This window comes from Enterococcus sp. DIV0167 (assembly GCF_050541555.1).
Taxonomy (GTDB): domain Bacteria; phylum Bacillota; class Bacilli; order Lactobacillales; family Enterococcaceae; genus Enterococcus; species Enterococcus faecalis.
Genome location: NZ_CP172933.1, coordinates 894,478 through 914,069, shown reverse-complemented (window position 1 = coordinate 914,069; position 19,592 = coordinate 894,478). Strand labels below are relative to the sequence as shown.

Here is a 19,592-nt window from a genome sequence, read left to right as displayed (position 1 = left end):
ACATTCCTTACAAAATGTAAGTGTTTCTGCTTCTAATTTTTTCTACTTTATAAAATCTACAACATTTCCTGTCTGCATGTCAATAATTACTCCTCCATTTAATAAAATTAAATAGACGTGCGACACCTCTTTATGCGTCGCCTCTTGTAGCGCTCTACGATAAAGATTCATCTGTCCGCGATACCGTTCGACAATTTCAGAAATCGCTTGGGGAGAGGTGCCTTTTACATGATCGGTTTTATAGTCATACAAAATGCATTGATTGTCTAATTCGATATAGCCATCAATAATCCCATGAATTAATAAATCATCTTGTGTCGTTTCTGGATAATTTTGAATGAGCTCTTCTGCTTCAATCAGCATAGAAAAAGGTTGTTCCCTTCTAACGGTTTGATGGTGTTGAATCAATTGTTTTCCTAAGGCGGTGTCAAAGAAGGCCACGATTTGTTCCAGATTCATTTTTTCAGCAATTGCTGGTAAAATCAATTTATTTTCCACTAAGCGTTCTTGAACAGCTCGCACTTCCTCGTAAGAAGGTTGCTTACTTAAATCAATTAGTTGTAATAAATAATGAGTTGCTGTCCCAATTTCAGCTGCTGAGGGCGCTTGAACCGTATCTAAAAATTTAGGCTTACTTAAATCTCCTTCAATCATTCGATTGACAATCAACGGTTGCGCTTGAATAGTATTGTCTTCCCGAATCTCAATTTTACCAATTTCTTTGTTATCGGGGTCATCAAATACTCGCTTGATTTCAGAAACAGACTGATAACTGGTGGTCCGAGTAGCCACTTCAAACGGATAATTGAAACTTAACCGTGCAAGACCACGATTGATTTTGTCAGCAGATAATTGCGCTTTTTCGGCTAAATCCTCTGCTTGTCTTTCTGGCAATTGTAATTGCTGAATGGCTGCTCGTAGTTGTTCTTGGTTGAACCACTGAATATGAAAGTTAGCTGGGTGCTTCTTGACTTGCGGAACGTTACTTACTACTACTTCTTGCTGATATTCATCGGCTTTTTGATGACGTACCAATGTCATCCCAACCCAATTCATTAAACTACTTTTACTTTGCAAGCGATTTTCAGCTGGTAGCACCAGTGTTTCTACATCGCCAACTTTCAGCCACTCTTTCCACATTGCCGCTTGGTCTTTATAGGAGCCTACCAGAAAAAGTTTCTGTTCTGCACGTGTCAACGCCACATATAACTTCCGCATTTCTTCGGATAGTAATTTTCTCAATCGTACTTGTTTAATCGCCAAAAATGGTAAAGTATCGTACATAACTCGTTCTTCAGGTTGTAAATAACGAATGCCTACCCCTAAATTTTCTTCAAAGATATAGCGTTCATTCAAATCACTGACATTAAATTCTTTGGTCATATCTAAAACGAATACCACCGGAAATTCTAACCCTTTACTAGCGTGAATCGTCATGACGCGTACGGCATTCTCTTCACTTAAAACGACTGGTTCTGCTAAATCTTTGTCTTTTTCTTGCATTTTTTCGATGAAGCGAACAAATTGAAATAATCCGCGGAAGGTTGTTTTTTCATACGCCGCGGCCCGATCCACCAACGCATATAAATTGGCTTGGCGTTGTTTGCCAACAGGCAACCCGCCAACATAATCAAGATAGGCCGTTTCACGATAAATCGTCCACAGCAAGTTGCTAATCTGGTTGCGTCGAGCCTGTTCCCGCCATTTTTCTAATGATTCAGCAAAACGTATAGTTTTTTCCTGAACAACTGCTTCCTCCATGGTTGGTTCCATCTTTTGATTAAACGTTAAAAATGCTTCGTAGTAACTGGTTTCCTTATTAGCCAAACGAATAAGCACTAATTCGTTTTCTTTTAATCCAACAATTGGTGAACGTAACACAGCTGCCAAAGGAATGTCTTGATAGGGATTATCAATCAATTGAAGCAAGGCAATCATTGTACGAATTTCCGTTGCTTGGAAATAATTTTGAGCATCATTGACTTGAACTGGAATTTCTAATGATTTAAAAACATCTAAAATAGTTAAATTATTTTTCTTCGTAGGCGTTAATAAGACAATATCTTGATAAGTAATCGGTCGATCCGTTTTCAGCTTTTTATCATAAATTAAGAAATTTTGGTCAATTAATTCACGAATTTTCAAAGCAGTAACGTAAAGTTCCCCTTCTGTCTTATCTTCAATCAACAACTCAGGGGATTGTAATTCTGGAAATTCAACTGACTCTGTTGCTTTTTTTTCATAAATTAGCAATTCAGTTGAATAATCAGCCGCCTCCGAAAATTGATCAAAGCCATGAACCAAAGCGGCTGACTCATCGTAAGCAATTTGGCCCACTCGCTCATCCATTAATTGACTAAATACTAAATTCGTAAAGTCTAAAACGTCTTTGCGGGAACGAAAATTTTCAGCTAGAATAATTCGTTTGCCCTCTTTGCCTTGCCCATACTGATTGTATTTTTCAATAAACAATGTAGGATCTGCCAAGCGGAAAGAATAAATAGACTGTTTCACATCCCCTACCATAAAAAGGTTTCCTTCTGCGCTAAGCGGGCGGCGCAACCAATACAAAATAGATTCTTGTAATTGATTGATATCTTGGTATTCATCGACTAACACTTCATCAAATTTTTCGCGATAGTAAAGAGAGGCTTCTGATGCTTGCCAGCCATCTGCCTGATTTTTCGCTAAAATAGCTAACGTATAATGTTCTAAATCGTTAAAATCCACTAAATTTTTAAGCCGTTTTTCTGCGCCATAGGCCTCCATAAATTGTTTCCCCACGTGAGCCATTTCTTGAACAATGGGCGTGGCCTCTTTCAAGACTTGTTTCATGGCATCTGGAGAAAGTGTAAACAGTTGCTTTTTCAAATCATTTAACGCTTTTTTATTTTGTTCTCGTAACTGTTTGGCTTGTTCCGCGGTTGGTTTCAACTCTTCGGCACGAACCGTTGGGTAGCGGTCAAAGCTCAACAATTCAGTCAAATTATAGGCGCTCTCTAAATCATTTCTCTCTAAAAATTGTAAAAATTGTTTTGTTTGTTCCTTTTCATTTTGAGCTAAATACCAAATCTTTTGAAGTTTCTCTTCGCCCTCTGTTAAGGTCACCATTTCTTCGTAACGCTGAAGAGTTCGTTGTAACGTCTCAACAGCTAGCGGTTTTAAATACGTCTGAAATAACGTTGATTCGCCTAGCTGATCCCCTACTTCGTAGGCTTGTGTTAAGCCATTAATCCACGCCTCTGGATCAGGATTGGCTTTGGCAAATTCATAAAAAGAAAAAATTAAGTTAGTGAGTCCGTCATCACTACGATCATTGGAAAAATTCGCTGTTAATTGGTAAAATTCTTCTTGATTTTCCGCATAAAATTGTTCACGTAATGCATCCCAAACATCTTCTTTTAATAACAATGTTTCTGTTTCATCTGTTAACATCCGAAAAACTGGATCTATGTCAATTAAATAATAAAAACGACGAATAACAGTTAAACAAAAGGCATGTAACGTGCTGATATTGGCTGTTGGCAAAAGAGCAATTTGACGAGAAAAATGCCGTCTTCTTTCTGGATCTTGTTCTTCATTCATTGCCTTTTGTAAAGCCACTTGGATACGTTCTTTCATCTCACGGGCGGCGGCTTCAGTGTACGTCACAATCAAGAGACGATCGATATCGACGCCGCTTTTGACTTTTTCAATGACACGGCGGACTAAAACAGTGGTTTTTCCTGAGCCAGCCGAAGCAGAAACTAAGATATTTTCATCGCCATCAAACACCGCTTGCCATTGACTGTCGGTGAATTGCTCATTGGCTGGACGTAGTGGAATTGTTTTACTCATCTTCGGTTGCTCCTTCCTCATCTTTGTTTAACAAGCGCGCCATAATTTCCTCTTTGGATAAATTCTCAATACGATGATAATTATTTTCTTTTAACATCACATCAAAATCACAGACACTTCGAAACGGACAATAGCGACAAGCAATCCGTTCCTTGCCTTGATAAGCGGGATTAAGTTGAACTTCGCCGCCAATAATTTGATTTCCCGCTTCAATAAATTTATTTCGGTTATGGGAAAGCAACGCGCCTAATTCTGGTTCTGTCACAAATTTATCTTCTTGGCGACGACCAGGTTTAATTTGTTCTTTGGCGGATTCTTCAATTGGAAACAGCAACGAACTTTGTTTAGCTTGCAGACTCGTGTCTAAATGATCCAATAAATCTGGGTCTTTCATCAAAAGACCATCAAACTGATATTTTTTAAGCATTTGTTGTTCAATGTCGTCTTTGCCTTCATAAGATAACGTAGGATTGTGTACATGCAGATAAAGTGAGCCAGCAGGTTTAGCTTCTTGACCAACTAATTGTACAGCATCCATTAAAGCCACATCCAAGTACGTCAGCATTTGCATGGCTAAGCCGTAATACGCTTCTGTCATATTAAATTTACGGTGACTCGATTTATAATCAATCACACCTAAATAGGTTGATTCGGGGGTAACCAATTGATCAATCCGGTCGATTTTTCCCCGAACATGAATTTTCCCTTGATTTTTTAATGGTAATTCCAAACCAGAAATTCCTTTTTTAGCGGCAATTTGGCCAAATAACACTTCCGTTTGAACAGTCGTCATGCCACTTCGTTGGCTTTGGCGTTTCAGCGCCCAACTGACTTTTTTAATTGTTTGACTCAATTGATAGCGAATATAGTTCATGCGACTAGAGGTCGTTAATACAGAAAAACGCGCATCCCCTAAAATACTATTTAGCACTTCCTCCGCCAATAAATTGACTTCCTGATCGGTTAATTCAGATAAGTTCCGTTGATTCATAATCAATAATTTAAAGAACTGATCCAATGCTTCATGGAAAAATTCCCCTGTAGCTGCTGGCGAAAGCCCAAAGACATCTCTTTCTTTCAAACGTAAGCCATAGCGAGAAAAGTATTGATATTGACACCGATAAAAACTCTCCATCCGAGAAACGGACGTATAAATATCTTTACCATATAAAGGTTCTGCTAAGACCTCATCAATCTTTTCAGGAATATTTTGATGCGTTAAACTTTCGAAAACTTGCTTGGCTAGCGGCGCAATTGATTGGTTCATTAGCGCTTTTTCCATATTTAACCAGAAAAGCAACAGTCCTTCTTGTGTTTCTTTCCGTTGTCTTTTCAAACGCGTTAATTCACCGATTAACGTCCGATACGTACTAATATGGGCTAAACTGGTCGTTTCATCATCGAAAATAGTTGTTTCATTTTTTTCAAAAACGGGCAAGTTTAAATCTTTTTGGATATTTTTAAAATAAGGAGACGGTTTGACTTCTTGAGCGGTATCTTTAACACTTGGATAGGTTAAATATAACCGTTCTCGCGCTGAAGAAAAGACAAGATACGCAACATAAGGTTCTTGCGCAATTTTGCGTCCGGTTGTCCCACGTAAATATTGGTTTTCCGTTAAAGTATCATTGATTGCCTGACGTTCTTCATCAGACAATAGTGTTTTATTTTCAATCTTTTGTGGAAAAATTTCTTCCGTCATCCCAATAGCAAAAGTAACCTTGGCAGCGCCAGGTCGAGTTAAATCCATTGCGCGAACTTGTACTTGGTCAATCGCTGTCGGCACTTTACTATAGTGCAAACCTTCCAAGCCACTAACAAATATTTCTTGAAACGTTGTAAAATCAAACGAACTTTCTCCGTAAACAGTGACGTATTCATCTAGTAACGACATCAATGCATCCCAAGTCTGTTCATGGTTACGAGCTGTTTCTAGTTGACCTGCTTCGATAGCTTGTAAGCGCCACATTTTTAATTGTGTTGCCACACCACTTTGCAGTAAAAAGTGATAGAAGACGGTCGCTGCTTCCAAACCAGTTTTGGCACTTATCATTGCTTGAAAGTAACTAGGTAGCAGCCGTTGAAGCGATTGACGAATCGCATTTGACTCTTCTTCCATCGTAGCGACATCTTCTTGCTCTTCCGCTTCAAAATCATACCGAATAAATTCCCAATCTTTTTCTTGCGACCAATAATAACCTTCATAGCCGTATGCCAGGACTACATTTTCGGTAATATCAACTTTTCTGCGCCAAGCGTTCCGTTGGTTTAACCAATCAGTCAAGCTTTCTTCAGAAGTAGCGAGTTGATTCATTGGCATAAATAATTCCGTTCTCAAAAAACGGAGCACATCGCGATAACGATAATTGTACGAATGAATAGCAAATAAAGATTCAATCCATTCGACTAAAGGATGCCGATCCATAGCCATATCTCGGTCGACATAAACAGGAATCTCGTGTTCCGCAAAAATCGGTTCTAATAAATTTTCATAACAATCTAAATCACGAGTCAACACCTGAATTTCTTTGTACCGATACCCTTCTTCCACCACTAAACGGCGAATTTCAGTTGCAACATGTGTTAATTCTTCTTTAACGTTTTCAGCACGCCACAGAAATAAGCCATCGCCTCTCCAGTCAGTTGTGCTTAATGGATGCAGGTGCTCTTGCGATTGAATCCAATAATCATTTAATCCTTGCAAGTCTGGGTTTGTAATTAATACCTCTTTCTTTTCCACATAATCTGAAAGAATCGGAATTTGCTTCTGTCTTGCTAATTGATAAAGCTGATGGTAGGTTTGCCCCGCTTCATAAAATAACGACCGCGGATCAGGTAAGTCATGCGGATATTGTTTGTCCAATAAAAGGGCTACTTTCACAGAACCTGCTTGCGCCATTAGTACTTCAATCAACTTTAATTCTCTGGCAGTAAACTGCTGATAGCCTGAAATAACGAATTGGACATTCGACAAATCAACCGTTTGTAAATACTCACTTAAATGTTGAATAATCTCCGCTGATTCATAGCCATACTGACTCATTTGCAATTGGAATCGCGTAAAAATTAACGTTAAATCTTGAAACTTAAGTTGTAAATCTTGTCCTTTAGGGTTCTCCGTTTGTTTTTCTAAAAATGGATAAAGCTCCGCAATCTCAATATTGCCTTCGCGCATTTCTTGATAAAGCTGAAATAGTTGCTGAATAAAGCCAGGCTTGTTAATTTCACCTCTAAAAATTTTTAACTCTTCTTCTGCTTCTACTAAAATTTTGCGAAAAATCATCGCAGCACCTGCATCAGATAAAACATCTGCCGAGTAAAAAGGTGTATGTTGTAAATAGTACCAAGCCAAACGATAAAAACTAAAAACCTGCAGACGGGTACTGGTTATTGAATCAGACGTAGTTGTCTGTAATTGACGTAACTTTTGCAAGACTTGAATTTCTTGCTCAAACTTAATATGGTTCGGGACTAAATAGAATACTTCATGCTGTGCGTCTTCCTCTAGCCATTGTTTTGTCGCCTGTATAAGTGGCGCTTCTAAATCTGCCACAGCGGTTCCTCTAATAAACTGCACACTCATGGTTTCACATCCTTTTCCTTTGCACTGCCTTTATTTTACCACAAAAGAAGGACGGAAACATGTGTTTGTTTTTACACATTTCCGTCCTTCTCTTTTACTCATTGTCTCTTTTATTGTTTTGACACTTCTGGTATTGGACCAAACCGTGAGAATGGCCACATAACGAATTTCACTTCACCCAAAATATCTTTTTTATGAATAAAACCAATGACACGACCGTCTTTTGAATTCCGTCGATTATCACCTAAAACAAAGTAGCTATCTGCTGGTACTTTTTCTTTTAATGAAAAATCGCCTGTCAAAGGTTGACCATCTGTTAAGGCTTTTTTAAATTCATCTAAATAGGGTTCGTCAACTTCTTTTCCATTGATGTACAACGTATCATCCTTGTACGCAATTGTATCTCCAGGTAAACCAATCACACGTTTAATATAATTTTTATCTGGTTCATCTGGCGCTGGGAAAGTAATAATATCGAAACGATTAATTTCTGTGTTTTTTAACGTAATTACCCGTTCACCATCTGCTAACGTTGGATCCATTGAATGACCTCTCACTACGACAGGCGTAAATACAAATTGTCTCAGTAAAAACAGACCCAAAGCTAAACAGGCAAAAAAGACGACTGTTTTAATTAATTCTTTTGATTTCAAACTCATTCCTCCAAAAACCTTATTATCTTATGTCTCATATTCTACCACAAAGTAAATCAATCCTATAGTGCTTAACACCCAATTAATTTTTATGTACGCTTTTTTTACAAAATGGTCAGAAAAAAAACGTATTTCTTTCAAATTTGATTCTTACTTTTTTGATCCTGCTCATAAAAAAAACATAATCAATTCTAAAAAGGGCTGAATTGATTATGCTTCTAGCGTTTTAGCGATCCATCACAACCACGTAACAAACTTCTAAAGGACCATGCAACCCGACAACCAGTTGCATTTCAATATCTCCTGAATTAGAAGGCCCTGAAATAAAGTGAATCGCTGAGCCGATTTTTTCGCCTTTTTCTATTTTTTCTGTATAAAAAGCTGCTGGCTGAGTCGAACGTGGAACGAGTTTGCTAAACGGTATAATTGAAATGTAATGCTTCGGTAAAAAATGTAAGGCTCTGCCTTGTCCCGCATTGGACTCCACCACAATCGTTCCTGATTCAGCTAGTAAAAACTCAGCAAAGGCAATCGCAATATTTGCCTGAGCAGCTGTTTGAATATTCGCTTCTCGTTGCTCACTTCCAGGTTGCCATTGCTTAACAGAAACAGCCTCTAATGACTTAGCTAAATCAGCTAATCCATAGGCTTCAAAACGTGCATCTGTTGGCAATAAAAGATTGCCCCCACCAAACTCAGCAACAATTTGCTGAATCGTCGTCAGTAAATTTTCTTGTGTGGTTTCCACTAAGTTCGTGTGAATCGTTTCCACACGTTCTTTCACAATCGTTAATAGCTCTGCTGGTGTTTTATCTGCCAACTGTTCTTCTGGTAAATGATTAACTGGCTCAAATGGATGGGCCGAAACAGGCTGTTTTTCTACGCCTAATTTTTCTCGTAGATTTTGTAAAAAAGGTTCTCGATTTTGAATCGCTTCGTTAGTCATTTTTTTCACCTTCTTGATGTTTTTTGAACCAACTTCTGAAGTTTTCTGAAGATTTTGGTGGTCTTGGCAAATCACGAACATCGGTCCAACCTTTTACTAACCCTGGTCCTTTATCGAGGTAGCCCCCATGATTGTACATGTTTTCAACAGTAATGTCTTTTTGTTTACTTAAAATGCCCGCTGCAGCATGATCGACTTTCATGGCTGCTTTAAACATTGCTGGTGAACCAGTGGCTTTACCTACCATACGCATTTGGAAATCTTCAAATCCATGTTTCATTTTCAGATCATCGGTCATCACTTTACGATGTTCAATTAATAATTCGTGCAATGGAATTTTCACAGGACACGTTTCCGTACATGCCCCACAAAGACTAGACGCATAAGGCAATTCCCCAAACTGTTTATATCCACCTAAAATTGGGGAAAGCACAGCACCAATTGGTCCTGGATAAATAGAGCCATAACCGTGCCCTCCAATATGGCGATAGACCGGACAAACATTCAGACAAGACCCACAACGAATACACTGTAAGACTGGCTGAAAGGCTGTTCCTAACGCTTTTGAACGTCCGTTATCCAAAATGACCACGTGAAATTCTTCTGGACCATCGGATTCATCCGCATTTTTTTGCCCAGCAAACGTCACATACGTTGTTAAATTTTGACCAACGGCACTTCTGGCTAAAAGGTTATCTAAAACCTCTGCTTCACGCATCGTTGGTACGATTCTTTCCATTCCCATTAACACGATTTGTGTCTTAGGAATACTGATGGTCAAATCAGCATTTCCTTCATTTGTATTTAAGTTAATTAAGCCGCTATCCGCAATAGCGAAATTACAACCTGTAATGCCAATCTCCGCTTCCAAAAAGAATTTGCGCATCACTTCTCGTGCACAGCGTGCCAAATTTACCGGGTCATTATCTCCTTGATACCCTAATTTTTTCGCAAAAACCTGACGAATCTGTTCGCGATTTTTATGAATACTTGGGAAAACAATATGTGACGGTTCATCCCAGTCATCCATTTGTAAAATGAATTCCGCCAAGTCTGTTTCCATCACACTGACATCGTCTAATCCCAATAACATTGGATCAATATCGACTTCGGTCGTCACCATTGATTTAGATTTCACAATTTTTTTCGCCTTTTTTTCTAGAACTACTTGTTTCACATATTCATTGGCCTCTTCGGCGGTTTGAGCAAAAAAGACTTTGCCACCTCGTTTGGCGACGTTATCACTGAACTCTTCTAAATAGTCAGGCAGATACTGAATTGTATGTTGGCGAATTTGTTCTCCCAATTCACGCCATTGTGGCCAATTGCCTAAAGCTTCCCGCGCACCTTCTCGTTTCTCCCATTGGGCATCTTGTGCTTTGGCGACAGCCTTTTGCATAAACACATCTTTTTTACTTTCTTCAATTCGTTCACTTAACGGCTTATTGCTCGTTGATAATCCCACAGTTCTTCCCCCTTACCCTACCGATATGATTTGCGGTTGGTCCATGCGTGCTTCATCCACTTCGTGATTAAGGACTTCTGCAATATGCATAATCTTAATCTTTTTCCCATCACGATTAAATTTACCGCCGATATTCATCAGGCAACCCATATCCGCACTAATTAAAATTTCTGCGCCTGTATCAATCACATCGTTCATTTTTTCCGTCACCATTTGTTCAGAAATAGCTGGCATTTTCACTGAAAACGTTCCGCCAAATCCGCAACAATTTTCAAGATGTCCTAAAGGAATCATTTCTAATCCTTTCACATGATCCAACAAAACAAAAGGCGATTCTCGTTCATTTAAAATTCGCGTCATATGACAAGAACGATGATAAGTGGCTTTCCCATGTAACGTTGCGCCAACATCTTTGACCCCTAAGACACGATAAAGAAACTGACTAAACTCGTAAGTTCGCTCAGCTAAACGTTGTGCTTTTGGTCCATAAATAGGATCATCTGCTAAAAATTTGTGGTATTCTTTCATCATGCCGACACAAGACCCCGCAGGTCCCACCACATAATCGGCACCGTCAAAACTATCAATTTGATTCTTAAGCGTTGTCGTGCTCTCTGTCACATAGCCACTATTATACGTTGGCTGACCACAACACGTTTGGCTTGTTGGTAAAACCGTTTCACAGCCATAACGTTCCAAAACCTCTACCATTGCTTGCCCTACATTTGGAAAAAGTAAATCCACCACGCATGTCGAAAATATACTCACTTTCACGCAAAATAACCTCCTCGTTTTCTACGAAAAGGCTCCATGAAATTAATTGGGCGGCTGTCATTAAAAGTCACTTGGCTGTCGTCTCTAACTACTTCACAGTGCCTTTTCAACAAATACGTTATTTGTAACAAAAATCGTTTTTTAAAATGATTCTTATACAATAATTATTTTACCAGTATCTGGTTTTAACAGCAAACGATTCCAGAAATTTTGTGCATTTTCACACAAAAAAGGAGGCTTTTTTATAAAAGTTTCTTTTAACTCCTTTGAAATTCGTTTTTTCTGAAGAAAAGAGTGACGAAATTTTGAAATTTTGGTAAACTAAGAAAAAACGAGAAACGAGGGCCATGCATGTTCATTTCATTTAACATGTTTATTCTATTAATTGTTGCAACGATCCTAATGATTTTTCTGATTATCTATTTGACAGTCACTGGAAATGATAAAAATAATAAAAAGAAACAAAAGAAAGAAACAAAAAGAACTACGCCAACTTTAAACAAAAAAACAACCGTTCCCCCTTCTCAGAAGCCAAACGTTGTGACTGATGTTGCAAAAAAGAGCGAGCCAGAAAAGCAAGCCGTACAACGAACACAGAAACCAACCACTAGAGAGGACGAGACTTCTCAATTTACACGAAGCCAACGTCATAAATGAAAATGGGACATAAGTCGAGATGACTTATGTCCCATTTTCTAATTCTTAAGATAATCAGCTGAACAAAAAATCCGCTAGTTGTTTCACTTTTTCTTTTAATTAATGATAGTTTATTCTTCTTTTCAGGTGTATACTAAATGATTGAAAAGAGACTTTAACTAATTAGGAAGAGGTGATTTTTTGTCTGCAAAGCGGTTTATTCAATTATTCATTTGTTATGCTATTTCAATGATTGTCGCAATACTTTTAACGGACTTATTTAATTTCTCGAGTCCTATAGCTTATTTAGTAGTGGCTAGTATCATCGGCTATGTAGTCATTACTGTTCCATTAACAATTATGACTCTATTAAAAAATAAAAATTAATAAAAAAATTGAGCGATTTTAATCACTTAAATTGCTCGATTTTTTATTTTCATAATATTTTTCACTTATTTTTTCATTTTCATTGACAGAATAGTTGTAATTGTCAGAAAATTGTATATAATAAAGAAAGTTATTTTCATATTATTTTTTTCAATTAAAGGAGAATCCTATGAGTGAAACACAACAAACAACCTTAAAAAAACAATTAAGCTCGCGCCACATTACGATGTTAGCCTTAGGGGGAGCGATTGGCGCAGGTCTTTTTAAAGGAAGTGGCGAAGCAATTGGTATTGCTGGTCCTTCTGTTTTAATCGCCTTTCTAATTGGCGGTGCTGTTCTCTTCATCGTCATGAGTGGTTTAGGAAAACTTGTTTTAGATGGCGGAGACACACATCATGGTTTGTCTGGCTTGGTTCGACCATTTTTAGGTGCACATTCTGCTGATTTTATTGATTGGGTTTATTATTCCATGTGGACAATTAATATTATCGCAGAAGCGGTTGCCGCAGCTTCCTTTTTACAACTTTGGTTTCCTAATATTCCTGCTTGGTTTTTTGTTTTCATTTTAGCTATTTTAACGACGCTCATTAATCTTTACTCGGTTCGTTTATTTGCAGAAACAGAATATTGGTTGGCGTTTGCTAAAATTAGTGTCATCATTTTGTTAATTATTTTTGGTGTTTATCTGGTGGGACAACAAATGCTAGGCAGTGGTGTCTTCCCTACTTTACAAAGTATCACCGATCATGGTGGCTTCGCCCCACATGGCATGAAAGGTATTGTTAATTCTTTATTAGTAGTTATTTATTCTTATGGCGGTTCAGAATTAATCGCGATTACTGTCAGTGAAGCAGATGATCCTAAAAAAGCCATTCCTAAAGCGATTCGTGGTGTGATGGGACGGATTATTTCCTTCTATATCATTCCATTATTCTTACTTTTGATTATTTTCCCTTGGAATACCTTAGCAGGCACAACGGTGAGTCCATTTGTTATGGTTTTTGAAAAAATGAATATTCCTTTTGCTGCTGACATCGTAAATTTTGTGATTATTTTAGCCTTGTTTTCTTCTATTAATTCTGGAGTATACGCCTCTTCTCGCCTTTTATATTTTCGTTTAAAAGACAAAAAAGGGCCCCTAAGTAAACTAGCGGTTTTAAACAAGCACCAAGTACCTCAACGTTCAGTTTTCTTCTGCGCCAGTGTTTTATATCTGGGCGTTATTCTTTCTTATTTTGTTGGCGATGAATTATTTGGTTACTTAGCCGGTTCTCTCTCTTACACTGTCTTGTTAATTTGGATTTTAATTAGCGCTGCGGCGTTTGTTCTGTCTTTAAAACGAGGGTCTCTCTTTGAAAAAAGTATTAATCTTCTTGCTTTAATCATTTTAGGCCTCATCTTTATTGGCATCTTATTTACAAATTCGTTAGGCGTTACTCTTTTAACAGGCCTATTGTACTTTGTTATTTTCTTTAGTTATCGTAAGAAAAATGATTCCTTTCTACTCTCTGATGAAAGCTAAATAGACCGAAAAAACGAACAGTTTTGTAAGATAACTGTTCGTTTTTTCGATGTTCAAAAGCCGTCTTCTTTTGCTATACTATTTTCGTAAATTGTTAGGAGGAGAAAAAATGAAAAAAATTGGCGCTATTTTATTGATTGGCGTATTGATTGTTGGTGGTTATATAAGCTATCGTTTTTATGCAGATACATATAAGGGTGAAAAAGCCTATGCACAAGTTCCTCTAGAAATTCCTGAAAGAAAACAAGCATTAAACAATCAAAAACAACCAGTCTCTGGTCTATATTCATTAAAATACGCGTTAACTTTTGTTAAAAGTAATGGAAAAACGCAAGTCATGGATTACGAACGGACAGACAAAAATCCTCAACCTTTGGAACCGAATGCTTACATAGAAGCAACCATTAGTAAAAAAAGAATCATCCAATCTCCTGTCAAAATTGATAAAAAAGAGATACCAGAAAAAGCTTTCGCACAATTAAATAACCGAAAAACAACCAGCGATAATTAGTCATCGCTGGTTGTTTTTTTACATGGAATAACAATTAATTCATAAATAATGGTACGCTGATTTTGCTTAATTTCATGAGAACCAAAAATTTCTTGTACGCGTTGTTCTAAAATTGGAACTGACCATTGTTCTTCAAAATAGCTGCGGAAAAAGTCTTTTGAAATAGCTTCTGATGCTTCAAAGAAAAATTTTTTTGTGAAAAAAGGTCGCTGTTCTTTTTTTAGAAATGCTTTGTATTGTGCCATCCAATTTAACTGCGGGTTGCTCTCTTGCTCAAAAGGAGAAAACAACGAATCTTGCTCTTCCACTAGCCGAAATATAAGACACCATTCCTCACTTAATTGGCACAATGCATTAACTTTTTCCGGCGTATCCAAAGCAGGGTTCATCGCTGAAAAAACGACTTGAAATTTTTTCCCAGTCTCAATCAGTCTTTCTTGGCTTTGGTGAAGAAAAACAACGTTGCTTTGTGCTTTTGCTTCCGCAATCTCCAACATTCTCTGAGAAATATCGGCTAGCGTATACTCCGTGACTTGCTCTTGAAAAAAAGGTAAGTATCGTCCTGTCCCACCTGCGATATCCAGAAATGTCTGACACGGAAAAAGACCTTCTTGGACCAAGAAATCACGTAATTCTCGAGCAATTGGAAATGGCGATTCTTGTTGAATTTCTTCATATTCTTCTGCAAATTCATCCCAAAATTCCGCCAATTCTTGCTCATTATTATTCATCAACAATTGCCCCTTTCTCTCAATTCTTATAAAAAGTGTAGCAAAAGAAGCGCCAAAGAGCTAACAAGTTCACTCATTTAAATCAATAATTTCATCCACAAATCGCAGGGTTTTAGGTCGATGAGTAACCAAAATAGTCAACTTATTGTGGGTAAATTTTTGTACTTCTTGTAACACTTTTTCTTCGGTCTTTTCGTCCAATGCGGAAGTCGCCTCATCTAAAATAAGGATCTCTGCTTGTGTAAATGCTAAGCGCGTGAAAGCAATCCGTTGTTTCTCGCCACCAGAAAAATTCATTCCTTTTTCACTCACAATAGTGTTTAAACCTTCCGGCAACCGTTCATAAAGTTCCCCCAACTGAAAACGATACATAGCTTCAATTACTTGTTCATCAGAAATTTCTTGATTCAATACAATATTTTCTTTCAACGTTCCTTGAAATATTGGCACATCTTGCGATAAATAAAAAACTTTTTCATAATAATCTTCCAAATTAAATTGTGTTAGAGGAAATTGATTCACATAAACTGTCCCCTCTGTCGGTTTCAATAATCCTAAAATCAATTTAATCAGGGTAGATTTGCCTGTCCCACTTTTTCCAATCAAGCCATAGGTTTTATTCATTGAAAATGGTCGATTTTGTTGGGACATAATCGTTTGACTATCTACGCTAAAACACACATCTTTTAATGAAATTGTTTGAATTTCAGGTAACGCTTTGCCGGAAACCGCTAAGTCAGGATCATCTTCTTTTTTATAAAAATCTTCCAAGCGCTGATAGGCTACTTTATCCAAATTATATTGAACAAATAAAACATTAAATATGGCTACCGGCGTATAAATTCGATCGATATACATCACTATCGCTACAAGTCCACCTAAACTTAACGTCACGATGTTAGTAAAACTAAGTACGACAATACTTACTTTGATTAGTGCGACTAACAAGGCAAAAAAGCCAAAGAAAAATTCATGGATCATAGTCATTTTTGTTATATTTTGACTATTTTCCTCTGCCATTAACGCGTAATTTTCAATCTCTTTTTTATATTTTCGATTAATTCTAAAAGTTACTAGTTCTGTCATCCCTCGTATCAAAGTAGCATTCATTGCTTCTTCAGAAATAAGTGTTTTTTCTTTCATTTTTTGTAGCGTTTTCAAAAGTATTTTGGTTAAAATAAATACAATCACATAACCAATTAGAATTGCTGGTAATAATTTTTTATCAATCAATGCTATGAAAAATAAATTAAATAACGTCTCTGGAATTAGCTCTCGAAATAAGCGCCCATAAAAATTCAAGTGGATATTTCTCCCAGCTGCTGCACCAACTTCTACTTTTTGTAGTAAAGCTCCCGCTCCCAGTTTTAGATATTCTTCATAGGAAATCTTGCTCATTTTTATTAAACTTAATTTCTTCAAATAGAAATAGATGCCATTAGTTAAGTAAGCTTTTGGTTTCTGTTCACAATAAGACAATAGCGGAATTAAAATAATTGTCGTTCCATACGCTACTAACAACCCTAGTTGGAAACTTTTTTGATAATGATCTAACAACTGTTGAAAAAAATAAATTGCTAAAGCACTACATAATGAAACAATCACGCCAATCAAAATGTACCAAGTGAAGCTTTTCCGAAAGTGCGACCATATTTTTTTAGTCATTTACTCCCTCCTTTTCGAGCATTATATACCTTACTGTAGCATAGTTTTTGATTGGCGCCTATCAACAATTTATCTCCAGATAATAGAAAAGCCCCCCAGCGAAAGCTGGATGGCTTTTCTATTGTTAATTCTTTCTGATTTGTAGATAACTTACACCTAAAACGGCAAATGTACTTGCCAGTATTCCTGCTATTAACATAAACGGTGTTTTTGTTGTGCCTGTTTTGGGAAGTTCTCGTTGCCCGTTTGCTTCATTTAATTTTTGAATTGGTTCACTAAGCAGTTGGGGAACCAATTGTGGGCTTCCTTCATTTTTCAATGTATTTAATGGAGCGTTTAGTATTTGTGGTTGATTTTTTGATGTAACATTTTTATTTTTTTCCACAGTTGTTTCTGTGGATGGCTGTTTTTTCTCAGTTGTAGTAATTTCTTTTGTTGGCGAGACATGAACTTCTGGTTGGCTGCTTTCTGCAGTTTCCGTTGTGCCGTTCTCTTCAATTGTCACACTTAGTTTTTCAGGTAGGATTGGTGAAATTGTACCTAACGTTTCACTTTCATCTGGATTTTCTTCTTCCGTTGGCGACACATGAACTTCTGGTTGACTGCTTTCTGCCGTTTCTGTTGTGCCATTCTCTTCAGTTGTCACACTTGGTTTTTCAGGTAGGATTGGTGAAATTGTACCTAACGTTTCACTTTCATCTGGATTTTCTTCTTCTGTTGGCGACACATGAACTTCTGGTTGGCTGCTTTCTGCGGTTTCTGTTGTGCCATTCTCTTCAGTTGTTACGCTTGGTTTTTCAGGTATGATCGGTGCAATTGTACCTAACGTTTCACTTTCATCTGGATTTTCTTCTTCCGTTGGCGACACATGAACTTCTGGTTGGCTGCTTTCTGCCGTTTCCGTTGTGCCATTCTCTTCAGTTGTTACGCTTGGTTTTTCAGGTATGATTGGCTCCATCGTGCCTAGTGTTTCACCTTCATCTGGATTTTCTTCTTCTGTTGGCGAGACATGAACTTCTGGTTGGCTGCTTTCTACGGTTTCTGTTGTGTCTGTCTTTTCACTTGTTTCTGTTGCCTGTTCTGAAGTAGGTGTCTTTGGTTCCCATTCTTCTATTGTCTCTAAAGGAATGTCTAAACTTTCTTCTGTTGGCATTTCCACATTTTGATTGCCGCTTGCCTCGCCTTCTACAAAAACATTTTTAACCTGTGATGTATTTTTTTCATTCATTGGGTCTTGATTGTTTAGTTGATAATTGATGTCATAACTATTTTCAAATGTTGCTTGATGTTGGCCTGCTTCTGTGATTGTCGAAGTGTAACGGACGATAAAGGAAGTAAAGCGTGCTTTATCCCGATAAAAACGTAAATTAAAGTCATTATCTGTTACGAAGTCAATTTTGCCATAACCTTGTTGCTCAAACTCGGCAAGTGAAATATATTTAGTTTCTTTGTCATTCACAATATCAAATGTAAAACTCTCTTTATTTAATTGTTGACCACTTCCTTGTCGATCCGCAATTGAAATATCTTCTGTGACATCGGATTTATTGAGGTTCACATTTAAAAACCAACGTACTTGATTTGACTCTCCAGCCAAATCGCCTACTTTATAAAAAAACGGATAGTCTCGCTCAATTTGGCCAGTCTCTGTGTTAGTCACTCCTTCAATCGTCAAACGTTGAGTCGCCGTTGCTGTTCCGAAATCCGTTTCTATCACATTCGGTTGCGAACTATTGGTGATAAGCGTTTTAATCCCGAAAGAAAAATGCCCATTCACATTATGTAAAGATTCAACTTTTTCATTAAATGTTGCTACAACATGATCTTTATAGATAAAAACTTCCCCTAAACCATTTAAATTGATTTTTCGTGGTGAGCCATCGTTCTCGGTCATTCCAACTAGTTCGTCTGGTAAAGTTAAAGTAATAGTATCTCCAGGTTTTATTTTCTGATTTTCTTTGTCACTAAAAGATACTTTAATGGAGGTCATCTCCCCTTGATATAAAGTAGTGTGATCTAATTCTACTTTGTCAACGATTGAACTTTTGCTCAATTCGGCGCCAAACGAAATTGGACCTATCAATAACGCCCCCGCAATTGGTAGAATCATTACCAACAGTAACACTAAAAATTTTACACTTTTTGTCATAAAAAATTATTCACCCTTCTTTTCTCTTATTTTTTCCACTTAGTGGTCTTTTTCAGAAGTTGACAATATCAAAAAGATATGTCTCGTACAATATTAATGCTCATTTAAGTAGCCTTTTTTTTAAATTTCTAATTCACTTCCTAAGGAAAACGTTTTATTATGGTAGTTACATTAGATAACATTTGTTACAAAATATCTAGTATTGCTAAGTTTGAGTTGCATAAATAACATATTTCGAATCAATAATGAATAAAAATACTTATTTCATCCTCATTTTGTTTCCCAGGCCATTTATTCTTGTTATAATAAAGTTTATGAGATAAGGAGGAAAAGAATGAAAAATTCATATTTTGACGGTGGTTTAGCAACGTATATCGGGACTTCAATTTTAGCAACCTTGATTACTGTCTTTACATTAGGCATTTGCGCACCTTGGGGAATTTGTATGATGTACAACTGGAAAATCAAGCATACCGTTATTGATGGTAAACGCCTTTATTTTGACGGTACAGCTATGCAATTATTCGGTCATTGGATTAAATGGCTTTTATTAACTATAATTACTTTAGGAATTTATGGTTTTTGGTTGAATATCCGTTTGCAACAATGGATTACAAAACATACCCACACACTTTCATAAAAAGAGGAAGGATGAACTGAGTTACGGTCCATCCTTCCTCTTTTTATGAATATCTAACAGAGTGTTATCCTACTCTTTGAAAAAACAAGGAAT

General features: G+C 37.1%; 14 protein-coding genes. 5 read left to right on the top strand and 9 right to left on the bottom strand.

Features of this window, described 5'->3' with window-relative positions; genetic code table 11:
* Positions 1 to 42: 42 nt before the first annotated feature.
* From addA to IGM09_RS04500, 6 genes are all read right to left on the bottom strand, one after another.
* The gene (gene addA / locus IGM09_RS04525) at positions 43 to 3,837 is read right to left on the bottom strand and encodes a helicase-exonuclease AddAB subunit AddA (protein ID WP_033624905.1); all 3,795 of its coding nucleotides are present in this window, start codon (positions 3,835 to 3,837) and stop codon (positions 43 to 45) included.
* A complete protein-coding gene (locus IGM09_RS04520; protein ID WP_033624904.1) occupies positions 3,830 to 7,420 on the bottom strand; it encodes a PD-(D/E)XK nuclease family protein in 3,591 nt (1,196 codons plus the stop codon). Before IGM09_RS04520 ends, addA begins: the two co-directional genes overlap by 8 nt.
* 110 nt (positions 7,421 to 7,530) lie before the next feature.
* Positions 7,531 to 8,079 carry a signal peptidase I gene (gene lepB / locus IGM09_RS04515; RefSeq protein WP_002358039.1) on the bottom strand — a complete coding sequence of 183 codons (549 nt, stop codon included), beginning with the start codon at positions 8,077 to 8,079 and terminating at the stop codon, positions 7,531 to 7,533.
* 220 nt (positions 8,080 to 8,299) lie between these two features.
* The gene (locus IGM09_RS04510) at positions 8,300 to 9,019 is read right to left on the bottom strand and encodes a LutC/YkgG family protein (RefSeq protein ID WP_002361597.1); all 720 of its coding nucleotides are present in this window, start codon (positions 9,017 to 9,019) and stop codon (positions 8,300 to 8,302) included.
* Positions 9,012 to 10,484 carry a LutB/LldF family L-lactate oxidation iron-sulfur protein gene (locus tag IGM09_RS04505; protein ID WP_002365496.1) on the bottom strand — a complete coding sequence of 491 codons (1,473 nt, stop codon included), beginning with the start codon at positions 10,482 to 10,484 and terminating at the stop codon, positions 9,012 to 9,014. The genes IGM09_RS04510 and IGM09_RS04505 overlap by 8 nt, the downstream gene beginning before the upstream one ends.
* Before the next feature lie 12 nt (positions 10,485 to 10,496).
* Entirely contained in the window at positions 10,497 to 11,258 is a 762-nt protein-coding gene (locus IGM09_RS04500; protein WP_002365495.1) for a (Fe-S)-binding protein, read from the bottom strand.
* 369 nt (positions 11,259 to 11,627) lie between these two features.
* Here IGM09_RS04500 and IGM09_RS04495 point away from each other — a divergent pair, with 369 nt between their 5' ends.
* The 4 genes from IGM09_RS04495 (at position 11,628) to IGM09_RS04480 (ending at position 14,314) form a co-directional block, all read left to right on the top strand.
* On the top strand, positions 11,628 to 11,915 hold the full coding sequence (locus IGM09_RS04495; protein WP_002390077.1) for a hypothetical protein: 288 nt from the start codon (positions 11,628 to 11,630) through the stop codon (positions 11,913 to 11,915).
* A 180-nt stretch (positions 11,916 to 12,095) separates the two neighbouring features.
* Complete coding sequence (locus tag IGM09_RS04490; protein WP_002358046.1) at positions 12,096 to 12,281, top strand: hypothetical protein; 186 nt, start codon at positions 12,096 to 12,098, stop codon at positions 12,279 to 12,281.
* Between the two features lie 169 nt (positions 12,282 to 12,450).
* Positions 12,451 to 13,803, top strand: a complete 1,353-nt coding sequence (locus IGM09_RS04485; RefSeq protein WP_033624903.1) for an amino acid permease — start codon at positions 12,451 to 12,453, stop codon at positions 13,801 to 13,803.
* 109 nt (positions 13,804 to 13,912) lie between these two features.
* Entirely contained in the window at positions 13,913 to 14,314 is a 402-nt protein-coding gene (locus IGM09_RS04480; protein ID WP_002388016.1) for a YxeA family protein, read from the top strand.
* On the opposite strand, the gene IGM09_RS04475 is transcribed toward IGM09_RS04480, so the two are convergent.
* From IGM09_RS04475 to ace, 3 genes are all read right to left on the bottom strand, one after another.
* On the bottom strand, positions 14,311 to 15,045 hold the full coding sequence (locus IGM09_RS04475) for a class I SAM-dependent methyltransferase (protein WP_002391601.1): 735 nt from the start codon (positions 15,043 to 15,045) through the stop codon (positions 14,311 to 14,313). The two genes, IGM09_RS04480 and IGM09_RS04475, sit on opposite strands and share 4 nt — an antisense overlap.
* A gap of 69 nt (positions 15,046 to 15,114) precedes the next feature.
* The gene (locus IGM09_RS04470) at positions 15,115 to 16,710 is read right to left on the bottom strand and encodes an ATP-binding cassette domain-containing protein (RefSeq protein ID WP_033624902.1); all 1,596 of its coding nucleotides are present in this window, start codon (positions 16,708 to 16,710) and stop codon (positions 15,115 to 15,117) included.
* A 124-nt stretch (positions 16,711 to 16,834) separates the two neighbouring features.
* Entirely contained in the window at positions 16,835 to 18,859 is a 2,025-nt protein-coding gene (gene ace, locus IGM09_RS04465) for a collagen-binding MSCRAMM adhesin Ace (RefSeq protein ID WP_173962398.1), read from the bottom strand.
* Positions 18,860 to 19,193: 334 nt separating this feature from the next.
* On the opposite strand from ace, the gene IGM09_RS04460 reads away from it, so the two are divergent.
* Positions 19,194 to 19,499, top strand: coding sequence for a DUF898 family protein (locus IGM09_RS04460; protein ID WP_002360604.1), 306 nt, complete (start codon positions 19,194 to 19,196; stop codon positions 19,497 to 19,499).
* Positions 19,500 to 19,592 lie beyond the last annotated feature (93 nt).